This window comes from Bacteroides mediterraneensis, assembly GCF_025993685.1.
Taxonomy (GTDB): Bacteria; Bacteroidota; Bacteroidia; order Bacteroidales; family Bacteroidaceae; genus Phocaeicola; species Phocaeicola mediterraneensis_A.
On record NZ_DAJPEN010000001.1, the window covers coordinates 3133646 to 3152618 of the forward strand.

The window sequence follows — 18973 nt, forward strand, 5'->3', positions numbered from 1 at the left end:
AAATTAATTTTCCTTTGCTTCCTCCTGCGGAATCCGGAAAGCCGTGTAAAGCTCCAGCACCGCAGAAACCGTCAGACAGACAATCCATTCGTTCCGCTTCCAGAGCAACATCACCACTCCCGTCAATACCAGCAACATCGCACCAAGGAGCTGCTGACGCCGCAGACGACGAATCACCACACTGCTACCCTTATATTCTGAAACCAGCTGCACGTAGGCAAACAGGCATGCCCCTACCAGATACACATAAGGAGCCCATTCCATTTTCAGAAACTGAAGTATCAAGCCCACAAAAAGGACTACAGCCCCCACCACAGCCAGGTTGTCTTTTATCTTCGCATTCATTTACTTGTCTTCCTCAAAAATAAAAATATCCTCATTTTTTTTCTTCATCAGGTATTTCTCACGCGCCACCTTCTCCAGCGCTTCCTTGTTGGAAGTAATCTCCTTCAGCATCTTACTGTCTTCCTCATACTGCTTCCGGTAGCGCTCAATCTCCGTATTCAACTGATGAATTTCCCGCTTATGTGCCACACGGCGTATCAGACTGTTCTCGTCCAGCACGCCGATAATCAACAGAAAGGCCCCAATGGTCACCCAATATTTATGCCTCCCGATAAAAGCCCATATATTAGCCAGTTTACCCATAAAAATTCCTGCTTTATTACCTTGCAAAGATAGAAATTATTTCGCAGCAAGTCCATGACAAGAAAGAGATTTTATGTACATTTGCAGAAATATCAAGGAATCAAAAACGAATCGACTCATGGAAAATTATATCGTATCGGCACGCAAATACCGCCCGTCTACATTCGATACCGTAGTGGGACAGCGTGCATTGACCACGACCCTGAAAAATGCCATTGCTAACCATAAACTGGCGCATGCCTACCTGTTCTGCGGTCCGCGAGGGGTAGGAAAAACCACCTGCGCCCGCATTTTTGCCAAGACCATCAACTGCCTGCATCCCACGGCAGAAGGCGAGGCCTGCAACGAATGTGAATCGTGCAAGGCATTCAACGAACAGCGCTCTTATAATATCCATGAGCTGGATGCTGCTTCCAACAACTCTGTAGAAGACATCCGTTCCCTGATTGAACAAGTACGTATCCCGCCACAGATTGGCAAATACAAGGTGTACATCATCGACGAGGTACACATGTTGTCTACAGCGGCTTTCAATGCCTTCCTGAAAACCTTGGAAGAACCTCCCCAGCACGCCATCTTTATCCTGGCCACCACGGAAAAGCATAAAATCCTGCCGACCATCCTGAGCCGTTGCCAGATTTATGACTTCAACCGCATCACGGTGAGCGACACCGTGGAGCACCTGGAGAATGTGGCCCGCAAAGAACATATCGAGGCCGAACCGGAAGCCCTGAACGTGATTGCCCAAAAGGCGGACGGAGGTATGCGCGACGCACTCTCCATCTTCGACCAGGTGGTGAGCTTCACCAACGGGCATATCACCTACCAGAGTGTCATCGAGAACCTGAACGTATTGGACTGCGAATACTATTTCAAACTGACCGATTTCTTCTTGGAGAACAAGGTTTCCGACTGTTTGCTGACCTTCAACGACATCCTCCGGAAGGGTTTCGACGGCAACCATTTCATCACCGGACTGACATCCCATTTCCGTGACCTGCTGGTGAGCCGTGACCCGGCCACCCTGCAACTCCTGGAAACCGGCGCTTCCATCCGCGAACGCTATCAGGCACAGGCACAGAAATGTACCCCGCAATTCTTGTACAAGGCCATGAAACTGTGTAACGACTGCGACCTGAACTACCGGCAAAGCAGGAACAAGCGTCTGCTGGTGGAACTGACGCTGATTCAGCTGGCGCAGCTGACGGCTGAACCGGAAGACACGGGAAGTGGGCGCAGCCCTAAGAAACAGTTATCTCCCGTTTTCCACACCGCGCAAGCCGGTCAGCCCGCCACACAACAGCCACAGGCAGCCCCGGCTCCAGCCACCGCAACTGCCCCTGTAGCTCCTACCGCATCGCCGGCTCAACCGGCTTCTCAGGCACAGCCTTATACAACCACGTTAAAGCAGGCAGAAGTTCCTTATACCAAGACCAGCCCGCTGCCGAAAGCCACTCCCGAAAGGAAAGCTCCGGTTCTCAAAGCGGGCACGCTGGGCATGTCCATCCGTAAGGCACAGACACAGACGGCAGCTCCGACTCCACAGCCTGCGACACAGGCTCCCGTACAAAATGCCGCCGACAACTGGGAAGACTATATCTTCAATGAAAAAGACCTCGGCTACTATTGGCGTGAGTTTGCCAGCCTGTTACCCAAGGAAGAAGCGGCCAATGCCGGACGTATGATGAACATGCACCCCCATCTGCTGGCCGACCAGCATACTTTCGAAGTAGCAGTGGACAACGACATCGTACAGAAATACATGCAGCACCTCGCTCCGCAAATAGAAGCCCACCTGCAAAAGAAGCTGCACAACCGCAAGATCAAGATGACCACACGGGTGAGTGAAGCCAACGAGAACGTGCGGGCTTACAGCCACGTAGAACGTTTCCAGATGATGAGCAAAAAGAATCCCAGTCTGCTGAAGCTCAAAGAAGCCTTGGGACTGGAACTCTCTTGAGGGCTGCACCCTTATAAACATAAGACAGGCGGAGAAACCTCAAAATCAGTTTCTCCGCCTGTCTTTCTTTTATCTTCCGGTAGACTGTGGTTTACAGGTCATGATTCTTCATCCGATACTCGGCCAATTCCTCGTACTTCGTACCCGGTCGGCCATAGTTGCAGTACGGATAGATGGAAATCCCCCCACGTGGCGTAAAGATTCCCGTCACTTCAATGTATTTCGGATCCATCAGCTTAATCAGGTCCTTCATGATGATGTTCACACAGTCCTCGTGAAAGTCACCATGGTTACGGAAACTGAACAAATACAGTTTCAGACTCTTGCTCTCGACCATCTTCACATCCGGCAGGTAACTGATACGGATTTCCGCAAAGTCCGGCTGCCCCGTAATCGGACAGAGACTGGTAAACTCCGGACAGTTAAAACGCACCCAGTAATCGTTCTCCGGATGCTTGTTCACAAACGCTTCCAGCACTTCCGGTGCATAATCCTGTTTGTACACCGTTTTCTTGTTGCCCAACAAGGTCAGTTCGTCTTTTCTTTCCATACTCATTTGTTTTCTTTTGAAGCCAAATATTTTTCCAATCCCTCACGACGCAGCTTGCAAGCCGGGCAATGTCCGCAACCGTCACCCGGAACGCCATTGTAGCACGTCAGCGTTTCGTTCCGCACCAAATCCAGCACGCCCAGCTCATCGGCCAATGCCCATGTCTGCGCCTTGTCAATCCACATCAACGGCGTATGAATCACGAACTGCTCGTCCATGGCCAGGTTCAGCGTCACATTGAGCGACTTGATAAACGAGTCGCGACAATCCGGATAACCGCTGAAATCCGTCTGTGAAACCCCCGTCACCAAATGGAAAATTCCCCGCTCACGGGCATATACCGCCGCGATACTCAGGAAAAACAGGTTCCGTCCCGGCACAAACGTATTCGGGAAAGAATCTTTCGGTTTCACCTCATCCATGTGAATGGAAGTATCCGTCAGCGAGTTTTTGCCCAGGTGACCGATAAACGACACATCCATCACGTCAAACTCCACACCCGCTTTCTCTGCAATCTTGCGCGCCAGTTCCACTTCTTTTTCATGCTTCTGTCCGTAGAGGAAACTCAGCGCATGTACTTTCTTGAAATGCTTCTTTGCCCAGAAAAGACAGGTCGTAGAATCCTGTCCGCCGCTGAATACGACAAGGGCCTCTTTCTGATTCATCATATCCTTTAAATTTCTTTGATTTTTAACACATTGTACGAGATGTGCTCGTCATAGACATCCGTATCGTCCACCCGCTTGATGTATTTCACCACGCGCACGGTTACCGGCAGCACAATTACCTCATACAAGGTCTTGAGTACCACCTGCACCAACATCATCTTGGCCAGTTCACTCACCGGCATCAGTCCCCCGAACGCCAGCGGGAAGAAAATCAGTGAATCGGCTCCCTCTCCGGCCACAGTCGACAAGATGGCACGGGCCGAAAAATTCTTTCCATGGGAAGCCACTTTCATGCGGCTCATCACATACGCATTGATAAACGAACCTACCAGGAAAGCCGCCAGACTGGCAGCGGCAATACGCGGCGCCATACCGAACACGAAGTTGAAGCTTTCTTCCCCCTCCCAGAACGGAGCGGCAGGAAGGGCTACGGCCAGCTGTCCCATGGCTACCACCATGAAATTCATCAGGAATCCCATCCAGATAATCAGACGCGCCTTACGGAAGCCCCACACTTCGGCAATACAGTCATTAATAATGTAAGAAATCGGAAAAACAATGAGTCCGGCAGTCACAGAAATCGGACCCAGCTGTACGACCTTGGTTTCTAACAGATTGGCTGCCACCAGGCAGACACAAAACACAATGCCCAAAACCATAAAGGGCACTGATACGAGATTTTCTTTTTTCATCGCTCCTGTTTTTTACGTGGTGTTCTAGAATACACGACCGCTATTCACGGCATCGCATGTAAATGTTCTCTTTTAATCGGGCGCAAAGATACAAAGAATTTTCGGGATGGCCATGCAGTTTCATCCGCATAATCACACTTCCCCGTTCCAATAGCTCCAAACACCACTTCACTTACTTCCTTTCGCCCATACATGTTCTCTGTACCACACAGTGGAATTTGTATCCCACAGTGTGAAATATGTATCCCACAGTGTGGTTTTTATATTTCACACTGTGGAACAGAGAAATCTCTTCGGAGAAAGACATTAAATGCAAGGCAAAAAACAAATAAAAATCGTACCTTTGTATATTATGTAGCTAAACTCATTCTATAAACAATGGTTCAAATACAGATTGATCAAAATACCTGCATACGCTGCAAAAAGTGCGTCAGAATATGTCCCTCGGCGTTATTCTCTTTCCATAAAGACAAAGGCATAGAGGTAAGCACCGAAAACTGCATCAGCTGCGGACATTGCGTAGCCGTTTGTCCCACAAATTCCATCACACATTCCGATTTCCCGCCGGAGAAAGTCCATACCTTCAACCGGAACCAGCTGCCCACTGCCGACCAGGTGGAACTGCTGATGCGTTCCCGCCGTTCCAACCGGGCGTTCTCCAAAGAACGGATTCCCGAAGAAACGTTACAACGCATCATCGAAGCGGCTCACCGTGCTCCGACGGCCACCAACGCGCAGGAAGTCAAGATGGTACTGATTACCCGCCCGGAAACATTGACGGAAATCAGCCGCCTCACCATCGGTACGTTCATGTCTATTGTACACACGGTGGAAAATCCCTTGGTGAAGATGATACTGAAACCATTCATGCCCTCCAACTACCGTTACATTCCTGTGTTCAAGCAGCTGAAAGAAGAGTTCGGCAAAGGAAACGACGGCATTCTTCGCGGAGCTACGGCAGTCCTTTTCTTCTACACGGAAAAGAAAGCACGTTTCGGGTGTCAGGACTGCAACCTGGCCTACCAGAATGCGTCGCTGATGGCTGAAGCACTCGGCGTAGCCCAATTCTATACCGGATTCGTATGCACGGCGGCAGGCATGAACCGGAAAAAAGAATTGCAGAAACTGTTAGGCATTGAAGGCTGTACCATCCATGCCGGTATTGCCCTGGGCATGCCTTCCTTCCGCTTCGACAAGTACATTGACAGAAAAGAACTTTCCTTGAAAAAAATCGACTAAATTTTGAATGGCCATGACAAAGAATAACCTGCTAAGCGAGAAACTCAACTATACGGGAGCCAGTCATACCCCCACGCACTTGCATTTCTGCACATACAATGCGGACATGCTGGAGTTCCATCCAGGTGCCTCCATGGAAGAATTTTCTTCCCTTATCCGCCCCGACGCCATCAACTGGGTTCAGATTCACGGATTGCAGAATACAAAGGTCATACAGGAAATATGTGACTTCTTTCATATCGACTTCCTCACTACGCAGGACATCCTCAATGCCGAACATCTGACCAAGATTGAGGAACATGACACCTACAATGTGGTCATCCTGAAACAGCTGTCGGTACACGAGGAAAATGCGTACGTACCGCAACAGCTTTGCATCGTGCAGGGAAGCAATTTCGTGCTGACCTTCATGGAGCATGACAGCGATTTCTTCAATGAAATCCATACCGCATTGAAAAACAATACCCTGAAAATCCGGAACCGCCAGTCGGACTTTCTGCTGAGCGTCATGCTGAACAGTGTCATGGCCAGTTTCATGTCCATCATTTCCCGCATGGAAGATGAACTGGAAGACATGGAAGAATCGCTGCTTTCACCCGAAACCCGCAGCGGCCTGAAACTGGAAGACATACAGCCTTACCGAAAGAATGCCCGCCTCATCAAGAAATGCATCCTGCCATTGAAAGAGCAGATGAGCAAGCTGTTTCACACCGACAACGTACTGCTGCACAAAGCCAACCGCCCGTTCTTCACCGACGTGAACGACCACCTGCAATTCGTGCTGCAAACCCTCGACGGCTGCCGGGATATGATTTCGGCCTTGGTCGACCTTTACCTTTCGAACAACGACCAGCGGATGAACAACATTATGAAACAGCTCACCATCGTATCCACCATCTTCATTCCACTGACCTTCCTGGCCGGTATCTGGGGAATGAACTTCGAATGGATGCCCGAACTGGGTTGGAAATACGGGTATCTGATGGCATGGGGCATCATGCTCGTAACCGGCATCGGAGTCTACCTGTTTTTCAAACGAAAGAAATGGTACTGATTTATCCACACCTTTAATTTACAGAATTATGCGCAAGAAAGAACTTTACCAGAAAGTCATTGAATATTTCCAGAAAGCCATGCCCGTGGCTGAAACTGAACTGCACTACAACAATCCGTTTGAACTGCTGATAGCCGTCATCCTGAGTGCCCAGTGCACCGACAAGCGGGTCAATCAGATTACGCCTCCCCTCTTCCACGACTTCCCCACGCCGGAAGCCTTAGCCGCTACCACTCCGGAAGTCGTGTTCGAATACATCCGCAGCGTCAGCTACCCGAACAACAAAGCCAAACACCTGGTAGGCATGGCCCAGATGCTGGTGCGCGATTTTCACAGCACCGTACCCGATACGCTGGAGGAACTGGTGAAACTGCCGGGCGTGGGGCGAAAGACCGCCAATGTCATCCAAAGCGTGGTCTTCCACAAGGCAGCCATGGCCGTAGACACCCATGTGTTCCGTGTGAGCCACCGTATCGGACTGGTTCCGCGTACGTGTACCACTCCGCTGGCCACCGAAAAGGAGCTGGTGAAATACATTCCCGAAAACCTGATTCCTACCGCACACCACTGGCTGATTCTGCACGGACGCTATGTCTGCACGGCTCGTACCCCAAAATGCGAGAGCTGCGGACTCAACGGGATATGCAAGGAGTCGCTGAAATCTGTAGTCAAATAACCAAGTTCCCACAAGAGTGTAATAAATCAGAAAAGATTAACTACACGCTTGCGAGTCCCTATACGGGCCTCATCATTCCATAATACAACCTCCATCTGGATATCTAACCACTAAAATTATGAAACAAATCACTACCCTCCTGAGTACCTGTAGCTTGGTAAGCAGTGCTCTATTTGCACAAACCACAGACAAACCCAATATTATTCTGTTCCTGGTAGACGACATGGGCTGGCAGGACACCTCCGTACCTTTCTATGAAAATAAAACTTTGCTCAACGAACGCTACCATACGCCAAACATGGAAAGAATGTCCCAAATGGGCGTACGCTTTACAGAGGCTTATGCCTGCGCCATTTCTTCGCCTACACGCTGCAGCCTGATGTCGGGCATGAATGCGGCCCGGCATAAAGTGACGAACTGGACACTGGAATTGAACCAACAGACAGACGAGACAAGCGAGGTAATCGACCTGCCCGACTGGAATTACAATGGTATCCAACCGGCAGAATCCCACATCAACAATTCCACTCCTATCACCTCATTTCCACAAATCTTGAAAGATAACGGTTACCGTACAATCCACTGTGGGAAGGCTCATTTCGGGGCCCGTACCACCCCCGGCGAAAATCCCCTTAACATGGGATTCGACGTAAATATTGCAGGAGGAGCCAATGGCGCACCGGGAAGCTACCTGGGAACCAAAAACTTCGGAGAAGGAAGTCCGTTTGCAGTCAAAGGACTGGAGAAATATTACGGTCAGGATATTTTCATCACAGAGGCTCTCACCCGGGAAGCACTCCGGGAAATCGACAAATCGGTCAGCCTCAAAAAGCCGTTTTATCTGTATATGTCACACTATGCCGTACACACCCCTTATGACGAAGACAAACGATTTAGCGAAAAATATAGAGGAAAATACGACAAACAGCTCCAAACGACCCTGAATGAAAAAGAAGTGAAATATGCGGCACTGGTAGAAGGCATGGACAAGAGCCTGGGAGATATTCTTGATTATCTGTCCTCACACCCGCAAGTAGCCCAAAATACAATCCTGCTCTTCATGTCCGACAACGGGGGACTGGCACAGAGCCACGCCCGCCAAGGAATGGAAGACCGTGACCAGAATGCTCCTGCCCGGGCAGGAAAAGGTTCGGCCTTTATGGGAGGTGTGCGTGAACCCATGATGGTGTATTGGCCCGGAGTTACCAAAGAAAATACGGTATGCAAACAACGGGTAATCATTGAAGACTTTTTCCCTACCATTCTGGATATGGCCGGCATAAAAAACTACAATACCCAACAAACGATTGATGGTACCAGCTTCGTACATGTGCTCAAGAATCCTGACAGTCTTCAGGCACGTACTTTGGTGTGGCATTTTCCCAATTTATGGGGTGAATCACAAAACAAGGAAGAAGGATACGGAGCCTATTCCGCTATCCTGAAAGGAAATTATCACCTTATTTATACTTGGGAGACACAACAGCTCAGATTATATCACGTCACCCATGACATTGGCGAACAGCAGGATTTGGCCAAGCAGCATCCTGAGATTGTCAAGCAGCTGAGCAAGGAACTGTCCGATTACCTGAGAGAAAGAGACGCCCAAAGACCTTCCCTGAAAGCTACCGGCAAGCTAATTCCATTTCCAGACGAAGTGTATGCCAAGAAATAACTAAAGACTCTGTACAGCAAAAGTTCTTTCCAATTAAAGATATATAGCTGTTATTCCTCTGGTATTACATAAAAAGAACTGATTTAAAACAAAGCTGCACACAACTATTAAGATTCAATGCCACATGAATAAATTATCTTTTATACCTTTTATCATTTGCAGTGCTCCACTATCCATTTATGCCCAAAATCCCCAACAACCTAATATCGTCCTGATTCTCTGTGACGACATGGGATTTTCCGATATCGGATGCTATGGCAGTGAAATTAAAACACCTCATATTGACCAACTGGCCCAGGAAGGCGTACGTTTCAGCCAGTTTAAGAATACAGGAAGAAGTTGCCCGAGCAGAGCTGCTCTACTGACAGGCAGATACCAACATCAGGTAGGAATGGGCTGGATGGCTGAAGTAGACGAACACCGTCCGGGGTACCGGGGACAAATCGACAAGGAATATCCTACAATCGCGGAAGTTCTGAAAGCGGGAGGGTATCATACCTACATGAGCGGAAAATGGCATGTCACCACTACAGGTGGATACGGTTCCCCTAATGGAAGCTATCCGGTACAAAGAGGATTCGACCGCTACTACGGCTGCCTGCACGGAGGAGGCAGTTATTATAAGCCGGAACCGGTGTATAACGATTTGAAAAAAGTGACTGAACTTCCGGACGATTATTATTACACCAAAGCTATCACTGATTCCGCGGTCAGCTTTGTCCGTGCACACGATTCCCGTGAGCCGATGTTCCTGTATGTGGCACATTATGCGCCTCATCTTCCTCTACAGGCACCTGCAAAATACGTAAAGAAATGTATGGACCGCTATAAAGTAGGTTATGACGTATTGCGCAAACAACGGTTTGAGAAACAGAAACAGCTGGGACTGGTGCCGGATACGATGGAATTGCCTATATTCCACAAAGAATTTGGTGGGAAACGCCCCGCATGGGAAGAACTGACACCTGCCCAACAGGCACAATGGACCAAAGACATGGCGACGTATGCAGCCATGATTGAGATTATGGACGAAGGTATCGGGCAGCTGGTGGACGAAATAAAAAAGAAAGACATGTATGAGAATACCGTATTTATTTTCCTAAGCGACAATGGAGCCACCAATGAAGGAGGATTCATCGGACAACTGATGTCCGACTTGTCGAACACGCCTTACCGCAGTTATAAGAAGTGGGTCTTCCAAGGGGGAACAAGTACCCCGTTTATTCTGACGTTTGGAGACAAGAAGAAAAATCAGATGAAAGGGAAAGTATGCCATCAACCCGCCCACATCATCGACATTCTTCCCACCTGCATGGCCTTGGGACATACAGACTATCCAAAGAGTTTTTCACATGCAGACCTTCCAGGTACCAACTTGCTTCCTGCCACCACCGGAAAGCCTCTCACAGACCGGACACTGTTCTTTGAGCATCAGAGTTCGTGCGCCATCATCAAGGGAAGCTGGAAACTGGTAAGGGCCGACCGCAACAGCCAATGGGAGCTGATTGACTTGTCGACAGACCCGTTTGAAACCCACGACCTTTCTTCCAAATACCCTGAGAAAGTAGAGGAGATGGAAGCCCAATGGATTGACTGGGCCAATACCCATAAGGTATTCCCTCTGGAAAACAAGACTTGGACAGAAAGAATCAATTTCTATCAGCAGAAGAATCCTTATCAGAAAGGCGATCGTTAACCTTCAATAAAATAAATACATGAGATAATAATTAACCTTTTACACCAGAATCATCGTCTGTTGCATGATGGTATTTGTCACGCAACAATTTTTGCGCATCAACCTGAACCGTAACAGCAGCCATTGACGATGACAATGAATCAGGTCAGGTAATCCAACTCTTTCCGCATACTCATCAATTCTTCGCGGATGTGCTTGAGACGTTCCACCACATTAGCTGTTTGCAAAGTTCCCTCCCGGTTCTGTTTCAGGCGTTGTTTTGCACCTGCCAATGTCATCCCTTTTTCCTTCACAAGATGATACACCAGCCGAATGTTCTCTATGTCTTCTTTCCGGTACTGACGCACATTTCCTCCCGTCTTCTTGGGAGAAATCATCGGAAACTCCTTTTCCCAATAACGCAACAAGGATTCATTGACATCGAACATCTTTGCCACTTCACTGATGGAATAATATAGTTTCAACTCTTTTTCTGATTTCAAAGCCATACAAAACCTTCTTTTTTAATCAAATACCCTACCATGGTTTGCTGCCAGTTCTACCATCTTCTCATAATCGTCTGCATTCAAGTCCATGAAGTAATAATTTACAGGATTCACAATCTTCCCTTTGACACGAACTTCATAATGCAAATGAGGCCCCGTACTTTTACCCGTAGAACCGACCTCACCGATGACCTCACCGCGGGCTACATTCTGCCCCACCCGTACCTCAATCTTGTTCAGATGGGCATAACGGGTGACATATCCGAAACCGTGGTCGATGATAATACAGTTGCCATAAAGGCCATCCCATCCGGCCTGTCTCACCCGTCCGTCACCGGTAGCATAAACTGGTGTACCTATATTGGCCGAGAAGTCCATACCAGCATGGAATTTCACAGTCTTATAGATTGGGTCTACCCGCATACCATAGCCCGAAGCCGTCTGCTTCAGGTTTTTATTGGAAACCGGTTGTATGGCAGGAATACACGCCAACATTTTATCGTGCTGTTTGCAAAGCGCAACAACCTCGTCGAACGACTTCGACTGTGCATAAATCTTCTGTTCCAAATCATCCATTTTCTGCGAAGTATGAATCACCAAATGACTGTTGGCCATATCCATCAGTTCCTTGTAGCGCTCATTATTTACTGTAGCCGAACGCTGCTCGTCAGGCAGCGGATCTGCCTGCATCATTACCCGATAAATGTTATCATCACGCTGCTGCAAACGTTGCATCACCCCCTCAGCCTCATCCAAACGGGAGGATAAAATGGCATACTGCGACAAAAGGCGGGAATTCTCTGTACGAAGGTCTTTTTCCGAAGGCGACCCGAAAATCCACAACAACAGGATAAAGCTTCCGGCTCCCAATCCCATCCCTACAAACAGCTGGCGCAGATAGCTTAAAGCCCGCTGCCGCATGGTCGGATAAATACGGTCGTAAGTTCGTGTTTTCGGATTATAAATATAATAGACTTTACGCATGTCGTTCGATTTTGGAAAAATTTAAGCAACGAAACATCAAGTTTTTGCACCAAACATACAGACAAAAATAATAAAACCAATTATCTTTGCAAATCAATTTTGGGAATATTAACTACAAGACAATATAACGATTATGTTGACAGCAAATGAAATCCGCGACTCATTCGTCAAATTCTTTGAGTCGAAAGGACATCAGATTGTGCCTTCTGCACCGATGGTCATCAAAGACGACCCGACCCTGATGTTCACCAATGCCGGTATGAACCAGTTCAAGGATATCATACTCGGAAACCATCCTGCTAAATACAAACGCGTAACCGACTCACAGAAATGTCTGCGTGTGAGCGGAAAGCATAACGACCTGGAAGAAGTAGGTCACGACACGTACCACCACACCATGTTTGAGATGTTGGGTAACTGGTCATTTGGCGACTACTTCAAGAAAGAAGTGATTGGTTGGGCTTACGAATACCTGGTAGAGGTACTGAAGCTGGACCCAAAAGACTTGTATGTTACTGTCTTTGAAGGAAGTCCGGAAGAAGGCCTGGCTCGTGACGATGAAGCTGCCGGTTACTGGGCACAGTATTTCCCTGCAGACCATATCATCAATGGAAACAAGCACGACAACTTCTGGGAAATGGGTGATACAGGTCCTTGTGGTCCGTGCTCTGAAATTCATATCGACTCTCGTTCAGCCGAAGAAAAAGCAGCCGTTCCGGGACGCGAATTGGTAAACAAAGACCATCCTCAGGTAATTGAAATCTGGAACCTTGTGTTCATGCAATACAACCGCAAAGCCGACGGAACATTGGAACCGCTTCCTGCAAAGGTTATCGATACCGGTATGGGATTCGAACGTTTGGTACGCACCCTGCAAGGAAAGACTTCCAACTACGATACAGACGTATTCCAGCCTATCATCAAAGTGATTGGCGATTTGTCTGGCAAGAAATATGGTGATGACCCGAAAGTGGATGTAGCCATGCGTGTGGTAGCCGACCATATTCGTACCATCGCCTTTTCTATCACCGACGGACAGCTGCCGTCGAATGCCAAGGCTGGTTATGTAATCCGTCGTATCCTGCGCCGTGCCGTACGTTATGCCTATACTTTCCTGGGACAGAAACAGGCATTCATGTACAAATTGGTTCCGGTACTGGTTGAAAATATGGGAGGTGCTTATCCTGAACTGAAAGCCCAGCAGCCGCTGATTGAGAAAGTGATGAAGGAAGAAGAAGAATCTTTCCTCCGCACACTGGAAACAGGTATCCGCCTGCTCGACAAAACAATGAACGAAGCAAAAGCAGCCGGAAAGACTGAAATAAGCGGAGTAGATGCCTTTACATTGTATGATACCTTCGGATTCCCGTTCGACTTAACTGAACTGATTCTTCGTGAAAACGGTCTGACTGCCGACGTGAAAGGTTTCGAAGCAGAAATGCAGAAACAGAAACAGCGTGCTCGTAATGCCGCTGCCGTAGAAACCGGTGACTGGATAACCCTGAAAGAAGGTGAAACCAAATTCGTAGGCTACGATTACACGGAATACGAAACCAGCATCCTGCGCTATCGCCAGATCAAACAGAAAAACCAGACACTCTACCAGATTGTGTTGAGCGAAACTCCGTTCTATGCAGAAAGCGGTGGTCAGGTAGGCGATACCGGTGTACTGGTCAGCGAATTCGAAACCATCGACATCATTGATACCAAGAAGGAAAACAATCTTCCAATCCATATCGCCAAGAAATTGCCGGAACACCTGGATGCACCGATGATGGCTTGTGTGGATACCGACAAACGTGCCGCTTGTGCCGCCAACCACTCTTGTACACACTTGCTGGATGAAGCCCTCCGCCAGGTGCTGGGTACCCACGTAGAACAGAAAGGTTCTTTGGTTACTCCAGACTCTCTGCGTTTCGACTTCTCTCACTTCCAGAAAGTGACTCCGGAACAGCTGCGTGAAGTGGAACACCTGGTAAATGCCAAGATTCGCGCAGACATTCCTTTGACAGAATACCGTAACTTGCCGATTGAAAAGGCCAAGGAACTGGGTGCCATCGCCCTGTTCGGTGAAAAATACGGAGACGAAGTGCGTGTCGTACAGTTCGGTTCCTCTATTGAGTTCTGTGGAGGTACGCACGTATCGGCTACCGGGAAAATCGGTATGGTAAAAATCCTGTCTGAAAGCTCTGTAGCTGCAGGCGTACGCCGTATCGAAGCCGTAACCGGTGCCAAGGTAGAAGAAATGTTCGATACCGTACAGGATACCATCAACGACCTGAAAGCCTTGTTCAACAACGCTCCGGACCTGAAAGCTGCCATTACCAAGTACATCGATGAGAATGCCGGCCTGAAGAAACAGATGGAAGAATTCATGAAAGAGAAAGAGGCCTCTGTAAAGAACAAGCTGATTGAAAACGCCAAGGAAATCAACGGTGTAAAAGTGATTAAAGCCGTACTTCCGATGCCAGCCGATGCAGTGAAGAACATCGCCTTCCAATTGAAAGGACAGTTCACAGAAAACTTGTTTGTGGTAATCGGCAGTGTATTCGAAAACAAACCGTTGCTGACTGTCACCATGAGCGATGACCAGGTGAAAGCCGGACTGAATGCCGGACAACTGGTCCGTGAAGCTGCCAAACTGATTCAAGGTGGTGGTGGTGGACAGCCTCACTTCGCTACTGCCGGAGGTAAGAATCCGGACGGACTGAATGCCGCAGTAGACAAAGTGACAGAACTAGCCGGATTCTAATCCGTTACACAAAAACAACTCTGTTTACCATAAATCCTCCTTATCCCTTTAAAACAGACGATAAGGAGGATTTTTTATGCCCATCCCCTCTATGCGACCGAAGTTTAGCTGAACTGAACTTTCCATACTGCCGTTTTTTTAGTACTTTTGCTGCTGTTCTATTCTATCAAACAGACAACCATGCCCCAAGATAAATTTACCCTTATGACCACGGCACCGGTGCCACGACTCATCCGTGGACTGGCTATCCCGACCATCATCAGCATGCTGGTCACTTCTTTTTATGTCATGGCCGACACCTACTTTGTCGGAAAAATCAATACACAATCAACTGCGGCTGTGGGAATTTCATTCTCCATCATGGCCATCATTCAGGCATTCGGCTTTTTCTGCGGGCATGGTTCGGGCAACTTTATCTCCAGACGGCTGGGTGCACGTGACTACCGAAGCGCCGAACGAATGGCGGCTACCGGTTTTTTCTGTGCCTTTTTCATTGGCTTTCTGATTGCACTCTTCGGACTGCTCTTTCTGGAACCGATTTGTGTGGCACTGGGTTCCACTCCCACCATCCTTCCATACGCCAAGACCTATCTGGGCATTATCCTGCTGGGAGCCCCTTTTATGGCCTCTTCCCTTGTGCTGAACAACCAGATGCGTTTTCAGGGAAATGCCGTATATGCCATGATTGGCATCACGGTAGGTGCCTTTCTGAATATAGCCCTCGACCCATTGCTGATTTTTGTATTCGATATGGGCATTGCAGGAGCGGCCTGGTCCACGTTCATCAGTCAGGTATGCAGCTTTACTATCCTGATATTTATGGACCGAAAAGGAGAAAACATCCGCATCAATTACCGTTATTTCACCCCCACCTCGGCTTATCTGAAAGAAATTGTCTATGGAGGCAGCCCTTCCCTGTGCCGTCAGGGACTGGCCAGTGTTTCGACCATCCTGCTGAACGTGGCAGCCGGTAACTTCGGAGATGCAGCTATTGCCGGAATGTCCATCGTCACCCGCATCTGCATGTTCATCAATTCCTTTGTCATCGGTTTCGGACAAGGTTTTCAGCCCGTATGCGGATTCAACTACGGAGCAGGACTGAACCGGCGTGTGCTCCAAGGATTCAAATACTGCGTGAAAGTGGGACTCATCTTCTTGGCTGTCTGCTCCCTGATTGGCTACATTTACGCACCGGAAGTCGTATCCTGGTTCCGGAAAGAAGACCCGCAAGTCATTGCCGTAGGAGCCGAAGCCTTGCGCTGGCAGCTCATCACGCTTCCGTTGGGTGCATGGGTCATCCTGTGCAACATGCTCCTGCAGACCATCCGCCAGCCCAAACGGGCCGTCACCCTTTCTTCCTCCCGCCAAGGTCTGTTCTTTATTCCCCTGATACTGGTTCTACCCTATTTCCTACAGCTGCAAGGAGTGGAAATGTGCCAGGCTGTATCCGACCTGTGTTCATTCCTGCTGTCACTCCCGCTGACCATCCCGGTATTGAAAACTCTCCGCACGGATCGCCAACCCATACAGGAGATGAAATCATAAGCACTTTTTATCCGTTTTCCTGCCGAAAATCATTGGGCGTCATCCCCGTCATACGCCGGAAATACTTGCAAAAGAACGAGGCATTGGGAAAATTCAACTCGTCGGCTATCTGATACACCAGCTTGTCGGTGTGACATAACCTCAGCTTAGCTTCCTGTACTACTGCCTCATTGACCCAGTCCATCACCGTCCGCCCGCTGGCTTGCCGGAGCAACGTGCTCAAATAACGGGGAGTCAGATACAGCCGATCGGCATAAAAAGCGATGCTCCGCTCACGAACCGCATATTTGTTGACCAGCTCCAGAAAACGGTTGAACACTTCTTCCTGGCGGGTTCGTTTCTGCTTTTCTGCCAATTGTCCGCTTTTCCTGACAAAATCCACTTGATGGAAAAAAAGAGAAATCAGACTTTGTACGGAAGCTTTCGGGAAAGGCTGATCGTGTACCACTTCCCACAGCAAGGCAAACAACTGTTCCATACGCTGCACTTCTTGCGCAGTCAAGGATAAATGCAAACACAATCTCCCTTGCAAATAAGTTTGCAACAACTCTTCTTTCTGCCAGTTTTCCATCAGACTGTTTGAAAAGGCCAGCATGGACAAATCCAAATCGGGCGATACATAAAGAAACTCGAAAACCGTTCCGGGAGACACAATCAGCAAATCGCCCGTCTTGAATTCCATTTCCCGAAGATTGACACGCAAACGAAGTACCCCTGCACGGAAATAGACCACTCTCCCTTCGGTCAACCGGTAAGGCTGTCCTTCCATGGGAATAAAATGAATGACGTCGGCTATCCCCTGAACAGAACGGAGCAGTCCCAGCTCGGAGGTTAAAAAACGAGAAGTGTTACGCCCTGCACCCACGTGTTCACTCACTGTCTTCAATGCCAGCAACAACAGATGATTCGATTTCATTTGATTCGACACAATGATTTCCTGCAAAGATAATATTTTACCCGTTTTTCATCCTAAAATCACATACTTATCGAACAAAAAGAACATTCCACCCCACATATAGGACCGAAAGTTTATCCAAAAGCCTCTATCTTTGTCGTATCACTTCTAATAAAGACTCAATGCCTATGATACGAACTTTCCTCCTTCTGTGTGCATGGAGCCTGAGCATGATAAGCCAGGCACAAATCACCTTAGAAAGTTGCCAGCAGCAGGCTCGCGAAAACTACCCGCTAGTGCGACAATACGAGCTGCTTCAGCTAGCTGAAAAATATACCTTATCGAACGTGGCCAAAGGCAACCTGCCACAAATCAGCCTGAGTGGCAAAATTTCTTATCAAAGCGAAGCCACCACTTTTCCTTTCGAAATTCCGGGACTTGGCATCAAGGGACTGCCCAAAGACCAGTATCAGGCATTAGTAGAAATCAAACAGAACGTATGGGACGGAGGAAAAATCCGTCACCAGAAAGCCCAAGTCAAAGCAGTCACGGAAGAAAATGCACGCCAGCTCGACACCAGCATGTATGCCCTGGAAGAACGGGTAAATCAGGTTTTCTTCGGTATTCTCCTGCTGGACGAACAACGGACACAAAACAAATTATTGGAGGAAGAACTGGTCCGCAACCTGAAAACAGTAGAAGCCTACCGGATGAATGGCACAGCCAACGATGCCGACGTGGATGCCGTACAAGTAGAGATTCTTCAGACCAAACAGCAGCGTATCCAGCTGGAAAACAACCGTACGGCCTACCTGCGCATGTTGTCTTTACTCACTGGAAAAGAATTCCCTGCACAGGCTCAACTGATACGGCCAGAACCTGTTGCAACAACCTCTTCCGGTTTTAACCGACCTGAACTCCGGTGGTACGAAGCACAGGAGCAGACTGTAGCCATCCAACGAAAAGGATTGCAGAGCGGTTATCTCCCTTCTTTCAGCCTTTTCGCCCAAGGAGCCTACGGCAACCCGGGACTGGATATTCTGAAAGACAAATTCAGGGCCTACTATCTGGTAGGCGCCCGCTTTACCTGGAATTTCGGAAGCCTGTACACACTAAAGAACGACCGTAAAAAGCTGGACAACCAACTCCAGAAAATCCAGAACGAACGTGATTTGTTTCTATTCCACACCCAATTGCAAGTGGCAGAGGAGGACGGTACCATCCAAAGTCTCCGCCAGCAGATGAAGAAAGACGAGGAAATCATCCGATTGCGAGAGAATATCCGGCGGTCTGCCCAAGCCAAAGTGGCCAATGGCACACTGAGTGTCAGTGACATGCTAAAAGAAATTACAGCCGAAAACCTGGCACGACAAGCCAAGGCCGTACACGAAGTACAACTGCTCATGCATTTACACCAACGGAAACACCTGACCAATTAAAATACTTCATTCTAA

Annotated in this window: 17 protein-coding genes; 9 read left to right on the forward strand and 8 right to left on the reverse strand. The window is 48.4% G+C overall.

Annotated elements, in window-relative coordinates:
- Positions 1 to 3: 3 nt before the first annotated feature.
- Entirely contained in the window at positions 4 to 345 is a 342-nt protein-coding gene (locus tag OIM59_RS13515; RefSeq protein WP_299171205.1) for a hypothetical protein, read from the reverse strand.
- The gene (locus tag OIM59_RS13520) at positions 346 to 648 is read right to left on the reverse strand and encodes a septum formation initiator family protein (protein WP_299171203.1); all 303 of its coding nucleotides are present in this window, start codon (positions 646 to 648) and stop codon (positions 346 to 348) included. It abuts the gene before it with no gap.
- A gap of 118 nt (positions 649 to 766) precedes the next feature.
- On the opposite strand from OIM59_RS13520, the gene OIM59_RS13525 reads away from it, so the two are divergent.
- A complete protein-coding gene (locus OIM59_RS13525) occupies positions 767 to 2608 on the forward strand; it encodes a DNA polymerase III subunit gamma/tau (RefSeq protein WP_299171201.1) in 1842 nt (613 codons plus the stop codon).
- 91 nt (positions 2609 to 2699) lie between these two features.
- On the opposite strand, the gene queF is transcribed toward OIM59_RS13525, so the two are convergent.
- Genes queF through OIM59_RS13540 form a run of 3 tightly spaced genes read right to left on the reverse strand, consistent with a single transcriptional unit; the run spans position 2700 to position 4518 of the window.
- The gene (gene queF / locus OIM59_RS13530) at positions 2700 to 3158 is read right to left on the reverse strand and encodes a preQ(1) synthase (RefSeq protein ID WP_022354806.1); all 459 of its coding nucleotides are present in this window, start codon (positions 3156 to 3158) and stop codon (positions 2700 to 2702) included.
- 2 nt (positions 3159 to 3160) lie between these two features.
- On the reverse strand, positions 3161 to 3823 hold the full coding sequence (gene queC / locus OIM59_RS13535; RefSeq protein WP_299171481.1) for a 7-cyano-7-deazaguanine synthase QueC: 663 nt from the start codon (positions 3821 to 3823) through the stop codon (positions 3161 to 3163).
- Between the two features lie 8 nt (positions 3824 to 3831).
- Positions 3832 to 4518 (reverse strand): queuosine precursor transporter, encoded by a 687-nt coding sequence (locus OIM59_RS13540; protein ID WP_072543416.1) that lies wholly within the window; start codon positions 4516 to 4518, stop codon positions 3832 to 3834.
- Positions 4519 to 4896: 378 nt separating this feature from the next.
- On the opposite strand from OIM59_RS13540, the gene OIM59_RS13545 reads away from it, so the two are divergent.
- The 5 genes from OIM59_RS13545 to OIM59_RS13565 all read left to right on the forward strand — a co-directional run bounded on the left by OIM59_RS13545 (position 4897) and on the right by OIM59_RS13565 (position 10858).
- The gene (locus tag OIM59_RS13545; RefSeq protein WP_299171194.1) at positions 4897 to 5757 is read left to right on the forward strand and encodes a nitroreductase family protein; all 861 of its coding nucleotides are present in this window, start codon (positions 4897 to 4899) and stop codon (positions 5755 to 5757) included.
- Between the two features lie 13 nt (positions 5758 to 5770).
- Positions 5771 to 6811, forward strand: a complete 1041-nt coding sequence (corA, locus tag OIM59_RS13550) for a magnesium/cobalt transporter CorA (protein ID WP_299171191.1) — start codon at positions 5771 to 5773, stop codon at positions 6809 to 6811.
- A gap of 28 nt (positions 6812 to 6839) precedes the next feature.
- A complete protein-coding gene (gene nth / locus OIM59_RS13555) occupies positions 6840 to 7487 on the forward strand; it encodes an endonuclease III (protein WP_299171188.1) in 648 nt (215 codons plus the stop codon).
- A gap of 118 nt (positions 7488 to 7605) precedes the next feature.
- Entirely contained in the window at positions 7606 to 9162 is a 1557-nt protein-coding gene (locus OIM59_RS13560; RefSeq protein ID WP_299171186.1) for a sulfatase, read from the forward strand.
- Between the two features lie 124 nt (positions 9163 to 9286).
- Positions 9287 to 10858: an arylsulfatase gene (locus tag OIM59_RS13565; RefSeq protein ID WP_303897186.1), complete on the forward strand. Its 1572-nt coding sequence runs from the start codon at positions 9287 to 9289 to the stop codon at positions 10856 to 10858.
- A 140-nt stretch (positions 10859 to 10998) separates the two neighbouring features.
- On the opposite strand, the gene OIM59_RS13570 is transcribed toward OIM59_RS13565, so the two are convergent.
- Together OIM59_RS13570 and OIM59_RS13575 are read right to left on the reverse strand one after the other, a co-directional pair.
- A complete protein-coding gene (locus tag OIM59_RS13570; RefSeq protein WP_072543420.1) occupies positions 10999 to 11346 on the reverse strand; it encodes a MerR family transcriptional regulator in 348 nt (115 codons plus the stop codon).
- A gap of 15 nt (positions 11347 to 11361) precedes the next feature.
- Positions 11362 to 12327, reverse strand: coding sequence for a M23 family metallopeptidase (locus OIM59_RS13575; protein WP_177866796.1), 966 nt, complete (start codon positions 12325 to 12327; stop codon positions 11362 to 11364).
- 133 nt (positions 12328 to 12460) lie between these two features.
- On the opposite strand from OIM59_RS13575, the gene alaS reads away from it, so the two are divergent.
- Positions 12461 to 15079, forward strand: a complete 2619-nt coding sequence (gene alaS / locus OIM59_RS13580) for an alanine--tRNA ligase (RefSeq protein ID WP_299171170.1) — start codon at positions 12461 to 12463, stop codon at positions 15077 to 15079.
- A 180-nt stretch (positions 15080 to 15259) separates the two neighbouring features.
- A complete protein-coding gene (locus tag OIM59_RS13585) occupies positions 15260 to 16624 on the forward strand; it encodes an MATE family efflux transporter (protein ID WP_299171167.1) in 1365 nt (454 codons plus the stop codon).
- A gap of 7 nt (positions 16625 to 16631) precedes the next feature.
- On the opposite strand, the gene OIM59_RS13590 is transcribed toward OIM59_RS13585, so the two are convergent.
- Positions 16632 to 17540, reverse strand: a complete 909-nt coding sequence (locus OIM59_RS13590) for an AraC family transcriptional regulator (RefSeq protein WP_303897190.1) — start codon at positions 17538 to 17540, stop codon at positions 16632 to 16634.
- A gap of 161 nt (positions 17541 to 17701) precedes the next feature.
- Here OIM59_RS13590 and OIM59_RS13595 point away from each other — a divergent pair, with 161 nt between their 5' ends.
- Positions 17702 to 18958, forward strand: coding sequence for a TolC family protein (locus OIM59_RS13595; protein ID WP_303897192.1), 1257 nt, complete (start codon positions 17702 to 17704; stop codon positions 18956 to 18958).
- Positions 18959 to 18973: the final 15 nt, after the last annotated feature.

Bases quoted from the DNA above. Each gene is read 5' to 3' on its own strand.
- OIM59_RS13515 (WP_299171205.1), bottom strand. From the start codon at position 345: ATGAATGCGAAGATAAAAGACAACCTGGCTGTGGTGGGGGCTGTAGTC.
- OIM59_RS13520 (WP_299171203.1), bottom strand. From the start codon at position 648: ATGGGTAAACTGGCTAATATATGGGCTTTTATCGGGAGGCATAAATAT.
- OIM59_RS13525 (WP_299171201.1), top strand. From the start codon at position 767: ATGGAAAATTATATCGTATCGGCACGCAAATACCGCCCGTCTACATTC.
- queF (WP_022354806.1), bottom strand. From the start codon at position 3,158: ATGGAAAGAAAAGACGAACTGACCTTGTTGGGCAACAAGAAAACGGTG.
- queC (WP_299171481.1), bottom strand. From the start codon at position 3,823: ATGAATCAGAAAGAGGCCCTTGTCGTATTCAGCGGCGGACAGGATTCT.
- OIM59_RS13540 (WP_072543416.1), bottom strand. From the start codon at position 4,518: ATGAAAAAAGAAAATCTCGTATCAGTGCCCTTTATGGTTTTGGGCATT.
- OIM59_RS13545 (WP_299171194.1), top strand. From the start codon at position 4,897: ATGGTTCAAATACAGATTGATCAAAATACCTGCATACGCTGCAAAAAG.
- corA (WP_299171191.1), top strand. From the start codon at position 5,771: ATGACAAAGAATAACCTGCTAAGCGAGAAACTCAACTATACGGGAGCC.
- nth (WP_299171188.1), top strand. From the start codon at position 6,840: ATGCGCAAGAAAGAACTTTACCAGAAAGTCATTGAATATTTCCAGAAA.
- OIM59_RS13560 (WP_299171186.1), top strand. From the start codon at position 7,606: ATGAAACAAATCACTACCCTCCTGAGTACCTGTAGCTTGGTAAGCAGT.
- OIM59_RS13565 (WP_303897186.1), top strand. From the start codon at position 9,287: ATGAATAAATTATCTTTTATACCTTTTATCATTTGCAGTGCTCCACTA.
- OIM59_RS13570 (WP_072543420.1), bottom strand. From the start codon at position 11,346: ATGGCTTTGAAATCAGAAAAAGAGTTGAAACTATATTATTCCATCAGT.
- OIM59_RS13575 (WP_177866796.1), bottom strand. From the start codon at position 12,327: ATGCGTAAAGTCTATTATATTTATAATCCGAAAACACGAACTTACGAC.
- alaS (WP_299171170.1), top strand. From the start codon at position 12,461: ATGTTGACAGCAAATGAAATCCGCGACTCATTCGTCAAATTCTTTGAG.
- OIM59_RS13585 (WP_299171167.1), top strand. From the start codon at position 15,260: ATGCCCCAAGATAAATTTACCCTTATGACCACGGCACCGGTGCCACGA.
- OIM59_RS13590 (WP_303897190.1), bottom strand. From the start codon at position 17,540: ATGAAATCGAATCATCTGTTGTTGCTGGCATTGAAGACAGTGAGTGAA.
- OIM59_RS13595 (WP_303897192.1), top strand. From the start codon at position 17,702: ATGCCTATGATACGAACTTTCCTCCTTCTGTGTGCATGGAGCCTGAGC.